General features: G+C 65.5%; 15 protein-coding genes. 5 read left to right on the top strand and 10 right to left on the bottom strand.

What is annotated here, in order from left to right; all coding sequences use genetic code 11:
• Positions 1–72: 72 nt before the first annotated feature.
• The 4 genes from DK847_RS10870 to DK847_RS10855 all read right to left on the bottom strand — a co-directional run bounded on the left by DK847_RS10870 (position 73) and on the right by DK847_RS10855 (position 3,220).
• A complete protein-coding gene (locus tag DK847_RS10870; protein ID WP_161957234.1) occupies positions 73–411 on the bottom strand; it encodes a DUF5076 domain-containing protein in 339 nt (112 codons plus the stop codon).
• Complete coding sequence (locus DK847_RS10865) at positions 404–1,753, bottom strand: pyruvate dehydrogenase complex E1 component subunit beta (RefSeq protein WP_111198529.1); 1,350 nt, start codon at positions 1,751–1,753, stop codon at positions 404–406. Before DK847_RS10865 ends, DK847_RS10870 begins: the two co-directional genes overlap by 8 nt.
• Positions 1,754–1,766: 13 nt before the next feature.
• Positions 1,767–2,813, bottom strand: coding sequence for a pyruvate dehydrogenase (acetyl-transferring) E1 component subunit alpha (gene pdhA / locus DK847_RS10860; protein WP_111198528.1), 1,047 nt, complete (start codon positions 2,811–2,813; stop codon positions 1,767–1,769).
• A gap of 104 nt (positions 2,814–2,917) precedes the next feature.
• On the bottom strand, positions 2,918–3,220 hold the full coding sequence (locus tag DK847_RS10855; RefSeq protein WP_111198527.1) for an FtsB family cell division protein: 303 nt from the start codon (positions 3,218–3,220) through the stop codon (positions 2,918–2,920).
• A gap of 383 nt (positions 3,221–3,603) precedes the next feature.
• On the opposite strand from DK847_RS10855, the gene DK847_RS20610 reads away from it, so the two are divergent.
• Together DK847_RS20610 and DK847_RS10845 are read left to right on the top strand one after the other, a co-directional pair.
• Entirely contained in the window at positions 3,604–4,020 is a 417-nt protein-coding gene (locus DK847_RS20610) for an Rrf2 family transcriptional regulator (protein ID WP_161957233.1), read from the top strand.
• A gap of 10 nt (positions 4,021–4,030) precedes the next feature.
• Positions 4,031–5,212, top strand: coding sequence for an MFS transporter (locus tag DK847_RS10845; RefSeq protein ID WP_161957232.1), 1,182 nt, complete (start codon positions 4,031–4,033; stop codon positions 5,210–5,212).
• On the opposite strand, the gene DK847_RS10840 is transcribed toward DK847_RS10845, so the two are convergent.
• The 4 genes from DK847_RS10840 to DK847_RS10825 all read right to left on the bottom strand — a co-directional run bounded on the left by DK847_RS10840 (position 5,205) and on the right by DK847_RS10825 (position 8,306).
• Complete coding sequence (locus tag DK847_RS10840) at positions 5,205–6,224, bottom strand: alpha/beta hydrolase (RefSeq protein ID WP_111198524.1); 1,020 nt, start codon at positions 6,222–6,224, stop codon at positions 5,205–5,207. The two genes, DK847_RS10845 and DK847_RS10840, sit on opposite strands and share 8 nt — an antisense overlap.
• 85 nt (positions 6,225–6,309) lie before the next feature.
• On the bottom strand, positions 6,310–7,503 hold the full coding sequence (metZ, locus tag DK847_RS10835) for an O-succinylhomoserine sulfhydrylase (protein ID WP_111198523.1): 1,194 nt from the start codon (positions 7,501–7,503) through the stop codon (positions 6,310–6,312).
• Positions 7,504–7,516: 13 nt separating this feature from the next.
• Entirely contained in the window at positions 7,517–7,918 is a 402-nt protein-coding gene (locus DK847_RS10830) for a rhodanese-like domain-containing protein (protein WP_111198522.1), read from the bottom strand.
• 82 nt (positions 7,919–8,000) lie between these two features.
• Entirely contained in the window at positions 8,001–8,306 is a 306-nt protein-coding gene (locus tag DK847_RS10825) for an antibiotic biosynthesis monooxygenase family protein (RefSeq protein WP_111198521.1), read from the bottom strand.
• Positions 8,307–8,515: 209 nt separating this feature from the next.
• Here DK847_RS10825 and DK847_RS10820 point away from each other — a divergent pair, with 209 nt between their 5' ends.
• Both DK847_RS10820 and DK847_RS10815 read left to right on the top strand, forming a co-directional pair.
• Positions 8,516–10,975: a GcvT family protein gene (locus DK847_RS10820; RefSeq protein WP_111198520.1), complete on the top strand. Its 2,460-nt coding sequence runs from the start codon at positions 8,516–8,518 to the stop codon at positions 10,973–10,975.
• An 8-nt stretch (positions 10,976–10,983) separates the two neighbouring features.
• Positions 10,984–11,607, top strand: a complete 624-nt coding sequence (locus tag DK847_RS10815) for a methyltransferase family protein (protein ID WP_111198519.1) — start codon at positions 10,984–10,986, stop codon at positions 11,605–11,607.
• A 4-nt stretch (positions 11,608–11,611) separates the two neighbouring features.
• On the opposite strand, the gene DK847_RS10810 is transcribed toward DK847_RS10815, so the two are convergent.
• Positions 11,612–13,966: a hypothetical protein gene (locus DK847_RS10810; RefSeq protein WP_161957231.1), complete on the bottom strand. Its 2,355-nt coding sequence runs from the start codon at positions 13,964–13,966 to the stop codon at positions 11,612–11,614.
• 103 nt (positions 13,967–14,069) lie between these two features.
• Positions 14,070–14,474 carry a hypothetical protein gene (locus DK847_RS10805; RefSeq protein ID WP_111198517.1) on the bottom strand — a complete coding sequence of 135 codons (405 nt, stop codon included), beginning with the start codon at positions 14,472–14,474 and terminating at the stop codon, positions 14,070–14,072.
• A 153-nt stretch (positions 14,475–14,627) separates the two neighbouring features.
• On the opposite strand from DK847_RS10805, the gene DK847_RS10800 reads away from it, so the two are divergent.
• Positions 14,628–15,287, top strand: coding sequence for a peroxiredoxin (locus tag DK847_RS10800; RefSeq protein WP_111198516.1), 660 nt, complete (start codon positions 14,628–14,630; stop codon positions 15,285–15,287).
• Positions 15,288–15,418: the final 131 nt, after the last annotated feature.

Here is a 15,418-nt window from a genome sequence, read left to right as displayed (position 1 = left end):
GTCGGAGTTCCCCATTCGTCTTGCACTTCACCGCCGGAGCGTGAGCCCCGGCGATGCTTGTCGTCAGTCGGCTCAGCCCTTGTTGGCGAGCGGCGAGAGCTGGGCGGCGACCTTGTTCAGGTCCTCGTTCAGCACCTTGCGGATGGCGGCGAAATTGTCGGACGGGTTGCCGTGGCCCATCTCGGCGCAGGCGGCGGCCACCTGCTGCGCCATGCCGGCCAGCACATGGCCCCAGACGTCGGGCGTGCCGAAGGCCATGGCATGGAGCGAGAGGCTCAGGCCCCCGTTGGTGATCCAGGCGCGGGCGACCTCGCCGGCCTTCGGATCGTGGAATACCTCATGCGGCGGCTCCAGCTGGTGCGGGTGCATCTCGCCGTGGTGGTTGTGGTGGTGGTGATCGTGGTCAGACATAGAGCACAGCCTTTGCTGCGGCGACCACCTCATCGGCATTGGGCAGCGCCAGTTTTTCGAGATTGGCCGCATAGGGCATGGGTACGTCCTTGCCGGCGACGCGTGCGACGGGCGCGTCGAGGTAGTCGAAGGCGTGCGTCATCACCTGGGCGGCGATTTCGCTGGTGACCGAGAATTGCGGGAAGCCTTCCTCCACGCAGACGCAGCGGTTGGTCTTCTTCACGCTCTCGATAACGGTCGCCAGGTCCATCGGGCGGATGGTGCGGAGGTCGATGACCTCGGCCTCGATCCCTTCCGCGGCGAGCTTCTCCGCCGCGGCCAGGGCATAGGTCATGCCGATGCCGAAGGAGACGATGGTGACGTGGTGGCCGACCCGCGCGATGCGCGCCTTGCCGATGGGCACCAGCCAGTCCTCGACCTTCGGCACCTCGAAGCTCTTGCCATAGAGGATCTCGTTCTCGAGGAAGACGACGGGGTTCGGATCGCGGATCGCGGACTTCAGCAGGCCCTTGGCATCGGCCGCCGAGTAGGGCTGGACGACCTTGAGGCCCGGGATGTGGCCATACCAGGCGGCATAGTCCTGGCTGTGCTGGGCGGCGACGCGGGCGGCGGCACCCGACGCCCCGCGGAACACGATCGAGCAGTTGAGCTGGCCGCCCGACATGTAATGCGTCTTGGCGGCGGAGTTGATGATCTGGTCGATCGCCTGCATGGCGAAGTTGAAGGTCATGAACTCGACGATGGGCTTCAACCCGGCGAAGGCTGCACCGACCGCGAGGCCGGTGAAGCCGTGCTCGGTGATCGGCGTGTCGATGACGCGCCTCTCGCCGAACTCGTCGAGCATGCCCTGCGAGATCTTGTAGGCGCCCTGGTACTGGCCCACCTCCTCGCCCATGAGGAAGACCTCCGGGTCACGCCGCATCTCTTCCGACATGGCCTCGCGCAAGGCCTCGCGCACCGTCATGGTGACCATTTCGGTGCCGGCGGGAATCTCGGGGTCGGCCGCCTGCGGGGCGGCATGCACGGCAGGCGCGGCAACGGCGGGAGCATCAGCCTTCGGGGCTTCGGCGGGCTTCGCCTCCGCCTTCGGCGCAGGTGCGGCATCCGCCTCGCCGATGACGGCGATCGGCGTGTTCACCTTCACGTTCTCGGTGCCGGCGGGAATGAGGATGGCGGTGAGCGGACCTTCATCGACCGCTTCCACTTCCATGGTGGCCTTGTCGGTCTCGATCTCGGCGATGACATCGCCGGGCTTCACCATGTCGCCGACGTTCTTGAGCCACTTGGCGAGCTTGCCCTCTTCCATGGTGGGGGACAGGGCGGGCATGAGGATGGATGGCATTGGCGTCCCCGGCTCAGGCGTTCACGTAGATGTCGGTGTAGAGCTCGGAGGCGTCCGGCTCCGGATCGTTCTGGGCGAATTCCGCGGCCTCGGTCACGATGGCGCGGATCTCCGCGTCGATCTTCTTCAGGTCGTCCTCGGTGGCGAGCTTGGCCGTCAGGATGCGCGCCTTCACCTGCTCGATCGGGTCATGCTCCTCGCGCATCTTCTGCACTTCTTCCTTGGAGCGGTACTTGGCCGGGTCCGACATCGAGTGGCCGCGATAGCGGTATGTCATCATCTCAAGGATGTAGGGGCCCTCGCCCGCGCGGCAATGCTCGATGGCGCGCTCGGCGGCATCGCGCACGGCGCGCACGTCCATGCCGTCGACCTGCTCATAGGGGATGCCGAAGGCCGCACCACGCGCGCCCAGATGCTCGGCCTGCGCGGTCGAGCGGGTGGCGGCGGTGCCCATGGCGTAGCGGTTGTTCTCGATCACGAAGATGACGGGCAGCTTCCAGATCGAGGCCATGTTGAAGGTCTCGTAGACCTGGCCCTGGTTGGCGGCACCGTCGCCGAAATAGGCGACCGAGACATTGTCGTTGCCGCGATACTTGTTGGCGAAGGCAAGGCCGGCGCCGAGCGGCACCTGGGCGCCCACGATGCCGTGGCCGCCATAGAACTGCTTCTCCTTCGAGAACATGTGCATGGAGCCGCCCTTGCCCTTGGAGAGCCCGCCCTTGCGGCCGGTGAGCTCTGCCATGACGCCCTTGGGGTCCATGCCGGCGGCCAGCATGTGGCCATGGTCGCGATAGGAGGTGATGACGGCATCCCCCTCCTTCTGGGCCATTTCCATGCCCACGACGACGGCCTCCTGGCCGATATAGAGGTGGCAGAAGCCGCCGATGAAGCCCATGCCGTAGAGCTGGCCGGCCTTCTCCTCGAAGCGGCGGATCAGCAGCATCTCGCGATAGGCGTAGAGTTCCTCTTCCGTCGTGAAGCCGCTGTTGGTGAGATTGGGCTTGTCACCCTTCTCGCCCTTGGCCGCCTTCTTCGAAATATAGGCCGACTTGACCGCCATGAATGCTTCCTCCAGCCATGACCACGTGAGGTTTCATAGCATTAAATCGTTGAGAATGCAGGCGGTTTAGCGGATTAACCGGATTTCGGTTTACAGCCCGGATTTCACTCGGAGATTTGCCGTGACGTGAAAGCCACCACGTCGGTCGGCTTGGCCAGCTCGAGGTTGCCGCGGGCCAGTTCGTCAAGAAGGTCGGGGTCGATGCTCTCGGGGCGCAGCAGCGACACCTTGCTCTCCAGCTTTTCGCGCTGGGCCTGCAGCCCCTCGTACTTGTCCTTGAGGGTGGCGACCTTCACCTCCAGGCCATCGCGGTAGGGAAAGCCGCGCGGGCCCTTGTAGGCATGCCAGCCGAAATAACCCAGCATCGCGCAGCAGACGCAGGTGACGACGAAGTCGAAACGGCGCATTGGCACCAAGTCCCCATGAGTGTGGGATCACCATTCGGCGGACTCGGTTAACAAAGGGTCACCTTGCGTCGATTTGCTGCGATGAAGTCGATGGTGCGCAGGCGGTAGCCGGGGTTCGCATGGGTCTTTCCCTTCGCTGTTCCCTGCAGCGGCATTTCAACTGCAGATGGCGCCACCTTCCGCAGTTTCGGGCGCCGCTGATTGTCGAAAGGACGCTGGAATTCTTGTCTCATCCTGCCCCGCACTGCCTGCGCAATGGGCAGGCGGGTGTCGAAACACCTCGCTCCGGAGACGGGACTCGGTTAACAATCCCCAACCCTGCCCCGATTTATTCGCTTGACCTTTGGGGCCACCGTGCCGATGTAACTCTCGGAGTTACCGTTATGTTGAGCAGCAGCCGTTTCGTCGTCGCCGTCCATGCCATGAGCGTGCTCGCACGCTTCAGGGGCAAGGGGCCCGTATGCTCGGCGCTGGTTGCGGAGAGCGTGCACACCAATCCGGTGGTCATCCGCCGGCTGATGACCGAACTCGAGAAGGCGCAGCTGGTGAAGTCCGTGGCCGGACGTTCGGGTGGCTTCGAACTCAGCAAGGACCCGGGCGAGATCACGCTGGCGGATGTCTATTTCGCGGTGGAGGATGAGAACGTCTTCCGCATGCACAAGACCGATCCGCATTCGCAGTGCCCGGTCGCGGCACAGCTTGGCCAGGTGCTGTCCGGCCCGTTGCGGGCGGCGGAATGCGCGCTGCATTCGAGCCTTGCCAAGACGTCGATCCGCGACGTCGCCTTTGCCATCGTCTGACACCCCTGGCGTGAGCCGTGCCGCGCAAGAGGCGAAGGCCTCGCCGCTGCTGTCGCTGCTGGCGCTGGGAAATTTCGTCGTCGGCATGGGCGTCTTCGTGGTGATCGGCATCGTTTCGCCCATCGCCGAGGCGCTGCATGTGACGAAAGCCGACGCCGGCATCGTGATCACCAGCTATGCCATCGCCTATGCGCTGCTGTCGCCTGTCGGTGCAGCGCTCACCGGCAGCCTGCCGCGGCGCACGGTGCTGGCGGGATCGCTGGGGCTGTTCTGCCTCGGCACACTGCTCTCCGCCCTGTCCACCTCGCTCACGATGCTGGCGCTGTCACGGCTCATCGTGGCGCTCGGGGCTGCACTCTACACGCCGTTGTCGGCAGGCGTGGCGGTGGCCGTCGCGCCGCCGGAGGAGCGCGGCCGCGCCCTTGCCAAGGTCTTTGCCGGCATGACCCTGGCGCAGGTCGTGGGCGTGCCGCTCGGCGCGTGGCTGGCCTACCGCTTCGGCTGGCATGCGCCATTCTTCCTCACGGCCGTGCTGGCGGCGCTCTGTGCGCTGGTGCTGGTCCGCACCATTCCGCGCAACATCCATGTGCCCGCCGGCAGCGTGTCCTCGATCCTCGGCGCGCTGGGCAATCTCCGCCTCATGGTGGCCGTCACCTTCACCGCCACGCTGATGTGCTCGGTCTATATCGTCTTCACCTTCTTCGGCCCGATCATCGAGGCCTCGACGGGAGCCGAGGCAGGCCTGCTGCCGCTCTACTTCATGCTGTTCGGCCTCGGCGCCGTGGCCGGCAATTTCATTGGCGGCCACCTGAGCGACCGCTTCGGCCCGCTGCGGACGCTGGTGCTGGTGTGCCTTGCCCACATGGTGCTGCTGCCGCTGTTCGCGGTGATGCCGTGGAACCCATGGCTCCTCGGCCTCATCGTGATGGTCTGGAGCTGTTTCGCCTGGTGCTTCATGCCGCCGCAACAGTCGCGCCTCGTGGCCATTGCGCCGTCAGCCCCTGCCCTCGCCCTCGCGCTCAATGCGGCGATGATCTATGCCGGCATCGCCATCGGCTCGGCAATCGGCGCGGGGCTGCTGGACTGGAAGGGGCTGCCGGTCCTCGGCATTGCCGCAGGGATCAGCGGCGCGGTGGCGCTCGTCCACCTGCTCGTTTCAGACCGGCTGGCAAGGCGCCGGGCCGTTATTTAAGTCTTTGCTTAAGGAAGGTGCCGGCGCTGTCGAGCGCCTCTTCCGCTTCGGGTGCCGGCGCACCCTGGAAGACGTGCCACATGCCTTCATAGAGGTCGATCGTCGCGTCCAGCTTCGCCGCCTTGAGTGCGCGGTAGGTGCGGACACTCGCCGAGAGCAGGATGGTGCGGGTGCCGTCCTGGATGAGCGTGGGCGGAAAGCCCTTGCCGAAATCGGCATGGAGCGGCGAGACTCGGGGGTCCTTCAGATCCAGCCCACCGGCATAGGCGCGCGCCGAATTGGCGAGGAAGCCTGCATAGGACAGGGTGGGGTCCGCATCCGGCAGCGTGATCGCCGTGTCGCCGGAGTCGGTGAGGTCGGCCCATGGCGAGAACAGCAGAACGGCCGCCGGCATTCCGGCCCCGGCATCGCGCAGGTTCAGCACGGTGCGGATGGCCAGGTTGCCGCCGGCGGAGTCGCCGAAGACGGCGATGCGGGTGAGCGGCGTGCCGCTGGCAACCAGCCCCTTCAGCACCGCGTCCACCTGCGCCTGCACCGTGTCCCATGTGGCGGCGGGCGGGTTGGTATAGTCGATGGAAATGACCCGCATGCCGGCCGCATTGCCCACCAGCGCCGCGAGACCTGCCATGGAGCGCGCGCTGAACAGGGTGAAGCCGCCACCGTGGATGTAGACGATCACGCGGCCATCGTCGCTCCAGCCGCGGGGCCTTATGTCGAGGACGGGAACACCGCCGATGCTGGCCTCGGCGACCGTGGCCCCGAGTGCGCCGAGCACGGCCCTGTTCGGCTCCTCCAGCGCCTTCTCCTGCGCCGCGTGGAGCGCTTTCCACCCGGCGAGATCATCGGGGGCCGGCGCCTTCAGCTGCTTGAGACCCGCCGACTGCAGGAACGCGATCACGGCTTTCGCCTGTGGCGAGATGGTGTCCGGCAGGGGCACGGTGTCAGCGGCCATGGCGGCGGCCGACCAGAGGACGGAGAACAGGACCAGGATCATCCCTGTGCGGCGCGGCATGGCAAAGCTCCAACATAAGTTGAAGGCTATTTAGGCGGGCCTGGGGAGTCAATGACCGCCGGACGCGCAGGGAGGGGTTGAGGCCTTAGGCCGCCAGCGCCTGCCTCAGGTCGCCGATCAGGTCATCCGTGTCCTCGAGCCCGACCGACAGGCGCACCATGCCGTCGGTGATGCCCATCATGGCGCGGGCCTCCGCACCGATGTTGCGGTGGGTCGTCGAGGCCGGATGCGTCATCAGCGACTTGGCGTCGCCCAGGTTGTTCGAAATGTCGATGATGCCCAGATGCCGCAACAGGTCGAAGGCCTTCTGCTTGCCGCCCTCGACCTCGAAGGTGACCATGGTGCCGCCGAGCTTCATCTGCTTGCGGCAGAGGGCCACTTGCGGATGCGAGTCGAGATGCGGGTAAAGCACGCGGGCCACACCCTTCATGCCTTCGAGCGCTTCCGCCACCTTGCGGGCCGAATGGCTCTGCGCCTCGACCCGGAGCTTGAGCGTCTCGAGGCCCTTCAGCAGCACCCAGGCATTGAAGGGCGAGATCGACGGGCCAGTGTGGCGCAGGAAGGGCTTCAGCAGCTCTTCCTTGAACGTCTTGGTCGACATGATGGCGCCGCCCAGAACCCGGCCCTGCCCGTCCATGTGCTTCGTGCCGGAATAGACGATGACGTCCGCACCGTAGTTGAGCGGGCGCTGCAGGATGGGCGTGGCGAAGATGTTGTCGACGACGACATTGGCACCCTTCGCCTTGGCAATGGCACAGACGGCCTCGAGGTCGATGGTCTCCAGCGTCGGGTTGGAGGGCGTCTCGAGGAAGACGCACTTGGTTTCGGAGGTGATCGCCTCCTTCCAGGCGGCGAGGTCCTTGCCGTCCACCAGCGTGGTCCTGATGCCGAAGCGGGGCAGGATCGCCGTGACGATCTGGTAGCAGGAGCCGAACAGCGCCTTCGACGCCACGAGGTGATCGCCGGCCTTCAGCTGGCAGGCCAGCGCGCCGAAGACGGCCGACATGCCCGAGGCGAGCGCATAGCAGGCTTCCGCCCCTTCGAGCAGCGCGAGGCGGTCCTCGAACATCGAGACGGTGGGGTTGCCGTAGCGGCCATAGACATAGCCGTCATCCTCGCCCGCGAAGCGGCGCTCGGCGGTTTCCGGCTCATCATAGACGAAGCCCGAATTGAGGAAGAGGGCCTCCGAGGTTTCGCCATGCTCGGTGCGATGCAACCCGCCGCGCACCAGCTTGGTGGCATCGCCCCAGCTCTTCGGATCGGACTTGTGCTTCTTCATCGGTTCCGTCTTTCTAGCTCTGGACCCAGGGCAGGCCTGCAGCCTTCCAGCCGCCCAGCTTGCCGCGATGGCCGGACCCGTCCTTGTCGCCCTCGAAGCCCTCGGCCACGTTCCAGGCATTGGAATAGCCCGCCTGTGTCAGCGCCGAGGCGGCGGAGGCCGAGCGGGCGCCGGAGCGGCAGATGCACAGGATCTCGGCGTCCTTGGGAAGCCCCATCTGCTCCACCTCGGCGACGAAATTGCCGTTGACCTGCATCGACGGAAACACCTGCCAGGACAGGCGGATCAGGCGCTCCACAGCGGGCACGCCGACGAACACCCATTCGGGCTGGGTGCGCACGTCGATGAGCACGGCGGCCGGGTTGTTCTGGAGCCGCTGGTAGGCCTCGGCCGGGGAAATGTCACCCTGATGCATGGAACGATCCGTTCGTTGTTTCGAACGGATTTAGTCCAAACGGATTCCCCCTGCAAAGGAATTTGGCCGCTGGACCGGACCTTCAGGCCGGGCTGGCGGCGAACTCGACCACCGCATCGCCCGACACCGGGTCGGTGACGCCGAGGCCGTTGCCGAGGTCCTGCAGCATGGGCCGGAAGCTGTCCAGCATGCCGATCATCTGGTGGCGGGCGGCGGCGATCCGCTCGAAACTCTCCCAGCAGCCGACGAAGCAGTAGGTCTCCTCCCCCGTCCGGACCAGCGCGCCGCCGTGGAAACCCTTGAAACCGGGTTCCACCCGGTGGGCATCCTCGAAGGCCTTCTGCATCCCCGGCTTCACCCTGAAACGCACGACATTGTAAGCGGACATGGCAATCCTCCCTTTCGCGTGGCTTCGTGGAAAGCGGCCATCCTACACCCCGCTGCGGGTGGAATGCAGCACGCAGACCGGGAATCCGCCGCTGCCTGCCCCGCGCTTGGTGAGGCACTGGCCCACGCCCGTGAGGCGGTTTGGCGCTTCCGGTTGCACCCCGGTGGCTGTTAGAAGAATTCACCACCTGATCCGGAGTCTTCCTCGCCATGTCCAAGTCCCTGCCCGCCCGCGCCGACGTCGTCATCATCGGCGGCGGCATCGTCGGTTGTTCGATCGCCTATCACCTCACCAAGGAGGGGATCACCGACGTGGTGCTGCTGGAGCGCAAGCAGCTGACGTCGGGCACCACCTGGCATGCGGCGGGGCTCGTGGGCCAGCTGCGCGCGACCCGCAATCTCACCGAACTCGCCAAGTACACGACGACGCTGTTCGAGGGGCTGGAGAAGGAGACGGGCCAGGCGACCGGCTTCAAGCAGAACGGTTCGATCTCGGTGGCCTTGACCGACGGCCGCCTCGAGGAGCTGATCCGCGGCGCCTCGATGGCCAAGAACTTCGGCCTCGACGTGCAGGTGATCTCGACGGGCGAGATCCACGAGCGGCTGCCGCATTACAACATGGAGAACGTCAAGGGCGGCGTGTTCCTGCCCAAGGACGGACAGGTGAACCCGATTGACGTGACCCAGGCTCTGGCACAGGGCGCACGCTCGCGGGGCGCCAAGGTGCTGGAGAACGTGAAGGTCACCCGCATCCTCACCAGGGATGGCGCGGCCTATGGCGTGGAGACGACCGACGGCACGATCCTGGCGGACACGGTTGTGGTGGCGTCCGGCATGTGGTCGCGCGACCTCGGCCGCTCGATCGGCGTCAACATCCCGCTCCATGCCTGCGAGCATTTCTACATCGTGTCGGAGCCCATTGCGGAACTCCCCCGCAACATGCCGGTGGTGCGCGTGCCGGATGAATGCACCTATTACAAGGAAGACGCCGGCAAGCTGATGGTCGGTGCCTTCGAGCCCAAGGCCAAGCCCTGGGGCGGCGGCGGCATCGACGAGGAACACGCCTTCGTGACGCTGCCAGAGGACATGGATCATTTCGAGCCCATCCTCGCCAACGCCATCAACCGCGTTCCGCTGCTCGAGACGGCGGGCATCCAGCTGTTCTTCAACGGCCCCGAGAGCTTCACGCCGGACGTGAAGTACTATCTCGGCGAGGCGCCGGAGGTGAAGAACGTCTATGTGGCGGCTGGCTTCAACTCGATCGGCATCCAGTCCTCGGGCGGTGCCGGCCTCGTCCTCTCCAAGTGGATCAAGAACGGCCACCCGCCGATGGATGTGACCGGCATGGACATCCGCCGCATCCACCCCTTCCAGTCGGTGAAGAACTATGTGCGCGAGCGCGTGTCGGAGTCGCTCGGGCTTCTCTACGCCATGCACTGGCCCTACCGGCAGGCGGAGACGGCGCGCGGCGTGAGGCGCTCGCCGCTCTATCATTACGAGAAGGAACTGGGCGCCGTCTTCGGCGAGGTGAATGGCTGGGAGCGGCCCAACTGGTATGCGCGCGGGGGCGTGAAGCCCGAGTACGAGTACTCCTACGGCCGCCAGAACTGGTTCCCCTGCGCGGATTACGAAGCCAAGCAACTGATGGCCAACTGCGCCTTCTTCGACCAGTCGAGCTTCGCCAAGTATTCGGTCGAGGGCCGCGATGCCATGAAGGTGCTGAACCGCGTCTCCGCCGCCAACGTCGACGTGGAGCCGGGAAAGATCGTCTATACCCAGTGGCTGAACGAGCGCGGCGGCATCGAGGCGGACCTGACCGTCACGCGGCTGGAGGAAAACAGGTTCCTCGTGGTCACCGGTGCGGCCCCGCAGACGCGCGACATGGCATGGCTCAAGCGCCACACGCCGGCGGATGCGCATTGCGTGGCGACCGACATCACGTCCGGCCTTCCGATGATCGCGGTGATGGGGCCGAAGTCCCGCGCCCTGCTGGAGAAGGTGTCGGGGGCGGACCTCTCCAATGCCGCCTTCCCCTTCGGCACGTCGAAGGAGCTCGAAATCGGCTATGCCCGCGTGCGGGCGAGCCGCATCACCTATGTGGGCGAGCTCGGCTGGGAGCTCTACATCCCCACCGAATTCACCGCGCATGTCTTCGAAGTGCTGCAGGAGGCCGGCAAGGACTTCGGCCTCACGCCCGCCGGCATGCACACCATGAACAACTGCCGCACCGAGAAGGCCTATCGCCACTGGGGCCATGACATCGCGGACGAGGACACGCCGCTGGAAGCGGGCCTCGGCTTCGCGGTGGCCTGGGACAAGTCGGGCGGCTTCATCGGCCGCGAGGCGCTGCTGGCGCAGAAGGCCCTGCCCGTGCTGCCCAAGCGCTTCGTCTGCCTGGCGCTGGAGGACAATTCCGAGAAGGCCCCGATGATCTATCACGAGGAGCCGATCTACCGGAACGGCGTGATCGTCGGCTCCACCACCTCGGGCGCCTGGGGCCACCGGGTGAACCTGTCGCTGGGGCTTGGCTATGTCCACAACAAGGACGGCGTGACCAAGGACTGGGTCGACAGCGGCAGCTGGGAGGTGGAACTGGCCTGGAAGCGCTACCCGGCGAAGGTCCAGTTCCAGGCCTTCTATGACCCGAAGGGCGAGCGCATCAAGGCCTAGCACGACCCATGGATCAGGCAGAGCGAAGGCGGGTCATTCTCGGGCATCTCGAAACGCTCGTCTTCGTGCTGTTCTACACGCTGGTGTTCCTGAAGTTCTCGCAGGCGCTGCTCACCAGGCCCAGTGCGGCCAATGCGCTCTACCTCTTCGACCAGACCATCATCCTTGGTTTCCTGCTGTTCCGCCGCCGCGCGGTGCTGGTGACGGAACGGCCGCTCGACTTCATCATGGCCACCGCCGGCACGGTGATCCCCATGCTGGCCATTCCGAGCTCCGGGCAGAGCGTCATTCCCTCCGTGCTGTGCACGGCACTGATGGTGCTGGGCCTGCTGGTGCACATCAGCGCCAAGCTGTCGCTGCGGCGGAGCTTCGGCGTCATCCCGGCCGACCGCGGCATCAAGTCCGGCGGCATCTACCGCTTCGTGCGGCACCCGATGTATCTGGGCTACATGATCGTGGAGGCCGGTCTGCTGCTGGCGGGCCCGCTGCTGTGGAACGCGCTGATCTTCGGCGTCCACTGGCTGCTGTTCCTCTACCGCATGGTGGCGGAGGAGCGCATCCTGCGGCAGAACCCGGACTACGTGGCCTATTGCGCCCGCACGCGCTATCGGCTGGTCCCCGGCCTTTATTGAACGCTCAGCGGATCGTGGCCTGGACGGCGGCGCGGAGTTCCAGCGTGCGGAGATAGGCCTTGACCGCGCCCACGTCGCCCAGCACCTGAACGTCGAAGATGCACTGCTCGCGTGCCTGCTTGTCCGGAACGCCGGCGCAGGCCTGCTTGGCGATTTCCAGCGACGCCGGCTCCTTCACCAGCGGCGCGCCGCCCAGTGCACTGACCTGGCACCTGTTGTTGGTGGCAGGCCAGTCGGGGTCTACGAAGCTCTTCGCGGTCTGGCCGGCTGCATAGTCGAACAGGCTGGTCTTGTCGGTCACCCGCCAGGTCCGGGCGAACTTGCCGTAGAGCACCGCGAAGCGATCCGCCAGCGTAGCGGGCATGGCGCCGAAATTCTCCCTGCCCCCGCCGCGCGGCAGCCACTCGCCGCCGGCCACGTGGCCCATGATGCCGGCACGCGCCGAGGTGCCCAGAACCTCGACGTCGATGTACCAATAGCCCTGCGAGTCCCAGTAACGGGGCGTGGCGATGACGCGCGTACCATCGGCCGCCGCGAAGGTGAGGCTGCCACCGCCATTGGCAGTGATGGCATTGCCATTGCCGAGGTCCAGGCGCCCGCTCTCGAGCGTGGTGGCGCGGCCGTCGATGCGCAATTGCACGCGTTGTTCCTTTCCGGCGACGCCTGTCTGCTGGTAGGTGACTCGCTGCCTGCCGAGTTTCAGCGCGACCGCGGTGTTGAGGCTCACGCAGCTGGCGATGCCGTGGTAGCGGTCAGGCCCCGGGATGAAATTGGTCAGCACCGGGCTCTGCCGCGTCTGCAGTTCGAAACTTCCGTCCTGGTCGCGCAGCGCCACGAATTCGCCCGCCGCCTGGAAATCATAGGCGATCCCATTGGTGGTGACGATGTGGGGGTCGCCACGGTCCGACGGGCCCGCCGTCGGGCCAATGCCGCAGAAGGGGGTGGGATTGGCGGTTGTCGGGGTGATGTCGGCAATGGCCTTCACGTCCGCGTCGCCTGCGGCACTGCCCGGCGTGCCCTGCGGCATGGAATGCGGGACACCCACCTGGATGGCCTGGCGCAGCACGCGGTTGCAATAGCCGGGAAGTTCTGTCGAGAGATGCGGCAGCTGGCCGCCCGTGCCGCCCGCGGCATGGCAACCGGCACAGGCATTCGGCAGATAGGCATCGTTCAGCCGCTTTGTGTTCTGCGGCCAGGAGGCCAGCACGATCGGGTCATACCAGGTGTCGCCGAACATCGGCATGTTGAAGGGCGGCTTGCCGAGCTTGCCCAGCACCGTCTCGGCCGAGGGGAATTGCGGCTGGCCGAAAGCCCGCGGCGGCACGGGGTTGCGCGGATGGACGATGAAGGGGTTCTGCCCGGCGTGGCAGTCGGTGCACATGCCCGCAAGCGGGCTGGTGAGCTGCGCCCCGCCGCTCATGAAATTGCCGGAGGGGTTGGGGCTCACCTGCGCCGGATCATTGAAGCCGATGGGAATGCGCGTACCCTTCTGGAAGGGGAAGGACCGTCCGCCCATCTGGTTGTCCCAGAAGCAGGTCGTCGACTTGCCGGTGATGGGCGAGGCGCGTTTGCCGAGGCAGATCACGCCATCGAGTCCCACGGTCACGCCATCTGCCGGGTTGGTGTCGTCGGAGCGCGGCAGCGCGATGCACATGCCTTCCGGACTGGTGCTGACATAGGTCATCACCTCGACGCTGCTGTTGAACAGGAAGAGCTGGTCGGTTGGAATGAAGCCCTGGCTCACCCAGCGCGGGTCGCCGATGGGCGGCGGAATGGGCACGCCGTGGCTGCGGCACTCATTAATGTAGGCGAGACCCGAATTGGTGGTGGGCGAGCGCGGCGCGAGCGTGACGGCGGTGCCGAAGCCATAGCGCTGCAGATAGGTTTCGAAATCCGCGCCGAGATCGATGGGCCTGCCATAAACGGGGGTGCCGGGGGTTGCCGTCTTCGGCAGGTCGAAGCGCAGGACATAGGCAAGGCCGTTGAGGCCGCGGCGGTTGCGCTCATCCGAAGGCGCGGGCTTGGCATTGGCATAGAGCCAGTCGGCCGCACGCAGGTCGAGCATCAGGCGCTGGTTGGCGGAAAGCGCGCGGTCGCGGCGGGCGGCGGCGAGCTGGCGGTCGAAGACGGTGCGCTTTTCCAGCGGCACGCGGCCATAGGCATCATTGATGTACCAGGCGATCGCGCTGGTGACGAAACTCGCGGTGGGTATGATCTGGTTGCCGGCCTTGTCGAGGAATGCGCCATGGCCCATCACCGCAATGGGACCTGTCGCCTCCTGCGCAGTGGCGGGGCGGATGGGTGCCAAGGCCAGCAATGCCGAACACAGAAGGCCAAGCCAAACGGAAAGTCCGCGCATTCGACATCCCCCAGAGTTGCATGCTCATGCGCCCCTTTTTGGGCATGTTCTGCAACCTTAGCGGATATACTTAAAATTGCAATAGCAACATGAACGGAACGCGCTACCGGTCGCTCTCGATGGCAAAATCGCGCCGCGCCGAGAACAGCGAGACGACGAAACCGGCGATGACATCGACCAGCGTCATCAGGGTGAGGATGAAGAAGGTGGCCGTGCCGGCGGTGTCCACCAGCAGGAAGCAGACCAGCGCCACCACGAAGGTGGCGACCGACAGGATGTGGTCGATGACCGCCGCGCGCCCGGGCCGGGCCGCCTTCAGCATCTCGAGGAACAGGGCGACGAGGCCGGCGATCACGAAGATGTCCCCTCCCCGCAGCGTCATCTCCGCCCCTGATGCAAGCGTCATCGAATAGGCATCGCCGTCGATCATCATGTCGCCCCCCGAGGCCATCAGCAGGTAGGCCGCGATGACGATGGCGAGGGCTGGGAAGGCAATGATATACTTCATGGCGGCGGTTCTCCGGTGTGATCCATAGCTAGCCCAGGTTCCGCGATTCCCGCAAAGCCGGGTTGAACGAAACGCCGTACACAATGTTCTTTATTCAGAACCCGACCTGCCCTATACTCTACCCGAGCGATAGACAATGATGGAGGCTCCCACATGGCACTGCAAATCGGCGATCTCGCCCCGGACTTCGAGGCCAACACGACGGAAGGCCGCCTGAAGTTCCATGACTACATCGACGGCTCCTGGGTGGTGTTCTTCTCCCACCCCAAGGACTTCACGCCCGTCTGCACGACCGAGCTGGGCTCGGTCGCCAAGATGAAGCACGATTTCGACAAGCGCGGCGTGAAGCTGATCGGCATCTCGATCGACAGCGTCGAGGACCACAAGCGCTGGAAGGAAGACATCAAGGACGTGACCGGCGCCACGGTGAACTATCCGATGATCGGCGACGAGGACCTTTCCGTCGCCAAGCTCTACGGCATGATCCACCCCAATGCCTCGGGCAATGCCAAGGGCCGCACCGCCGCGGACAATGCGACCGTGCGCAACGTGTTCATCATCGGGCCGGACAAGAAGATCAAGTTCATCGTCGCCTACCCGATGAGCACGGGCCGCAACTTCAACGAAATCGTGCGCGTGGTCGACTCCCTCCAGCTCACCGCGCAGAAGTCGGTGGCGACACCGGCTGACTGGAAGCAGGGCGAGGACGTGATCATCCTGGCGTCCCTCTCGGACGAGGCCGCGAAAGAGAAGTTCCCGGGCGGCTGGAAGACGCTGAAGCCCTATCTGCGCGTGGTGCCGCAGCCGCAGTGAGGGGGATTTCACTGACGTTCATCATGGCCGGGCTTGTCCCGGCCATCTTTTTTTGCGGCCGCTAAAGAGGATGCCCGGGACGAGCCCGGGCATGATGAGTTTGGGTTGGCGAATAGGGGAACGCCGTGTGC

It is taken from the genome of Aestuariivirga litoralis, assembly GCF_003234965.1.
Taxonomy (GTDB): domain Bacteria; phylum Pseudomonadota; class Alphaproteobacteria; order Rhizobiales; family Aestuariivirgaceae; genus Aestuariivirga; species Aestuariivirga litoralis.
The sequence above is the reverse complement of the archived record's forward strand: the minus strand, read 5'-3'. Positions and strand labels throughout refer to the sequence as shown.

Excerpts from the sequence above, each read along its gene's own strand:
- DK847_RS10870 (WP_161957234.1), bottom strand. The coding sequence starts at position 411 with ATGTCTGACCACGATCACCACCACCACAACCACCACGGCGAGATGCAC.
- DK847_RS10865 (WP_111198529.1), bottom strand. The coding sequence starts at position 1,753 with ATGCCATCCATCCTCATGCCCGCCCTGTCCCCCACCATGGAAGAGGGC.
- pdhA (WP_111198528.1), bottom strand. The coding sequence starts at position 2,813 with ATGGCGGTCAAGTCGGCCTATATTTCGAAGAAGGCGGCCAAGGGCGAG.
- DK847_RS10855 (WP_111198527.1), bottom strand. The coding sequence starts at position 3,220 with ATGCGCCGTTTCGACTTCGTCGTCACCTGCGTCTGCTGCGCGATGCTG.
- DK847_RS20610 (WP_161957233.1), top strand. The coding sequence starts at position 3,604 with ATGTTGAGCAGCAGCCGTTTCGTCGTCGCCGTCCATGCCATGAGCGTG.
- DK847_RS10840 (WP_111198524.1), bottom strand. The coding sequence starts at position 6,224 with ATGCCGCGCCGCACAGGGATGATCCTGGTCCTGTTCTCCGTCCTCTGG.
- metZ (WP_111198523.1), bottom strand. The coding sequence starts at position 7,503 with ATGAAGAAGCACAAGTCCGATCCGAAGAGCTGGGGCGATGCCACCAAG.
- DK847_RS10830 (WP_111198522.1), bottom strand. The coding sequence starts at position 7,918 with ATGCATCAGGGTGACATTTCCCCGGCCGAGGCCTACCAGCGGCTCCAG.
- DK847_RS10825 (WP_111198521.1), bottom strand. The coding sequence starts at position 8,306 with ATGTCCGCTTACAATGTCGTGCGTTTCAGGGTGAAGCCGGGGATGCAG.
- DK847_RS10820 (WP_111198520.1), top strand. The coding sequence starts at position 8,516 with ATGTCCAAGTCCCTGCCCGCCCGCGCCGACGTCGTCATCATCGGCGGC.
- DK847_RS10815 (WP_111198519.1), top strand. The coding sequence starts at position 10,984 with ATGGATCAGGCAGAGCGAAGGCGGGTCATTCTCGGGCATCTCGAAACG.
- DK847_RS10810 (WP_161957231.1), bottom strand. The coding sequence starts at position 13,966 with ATGCGCGGACTTTCCGTTTGGCTTGGCCTTCTGTGTTCGGCATTGCTG.
- DK847_RS10805 (WP_111198517.1), bottom strand. The coding sequence starts at position 14,474 with ATGAAGTATATCATTGCCTTCCCAGCCCTCGCCATCGTCATCGCGGCC.
- DK847_RS10800 (WP_111198516.1), top strand. The coding sequence starts at position 14,628 with ATGGCACTGCAAATCGGCGATCTCGCCCCGGACTTCGAGGCCAACACG.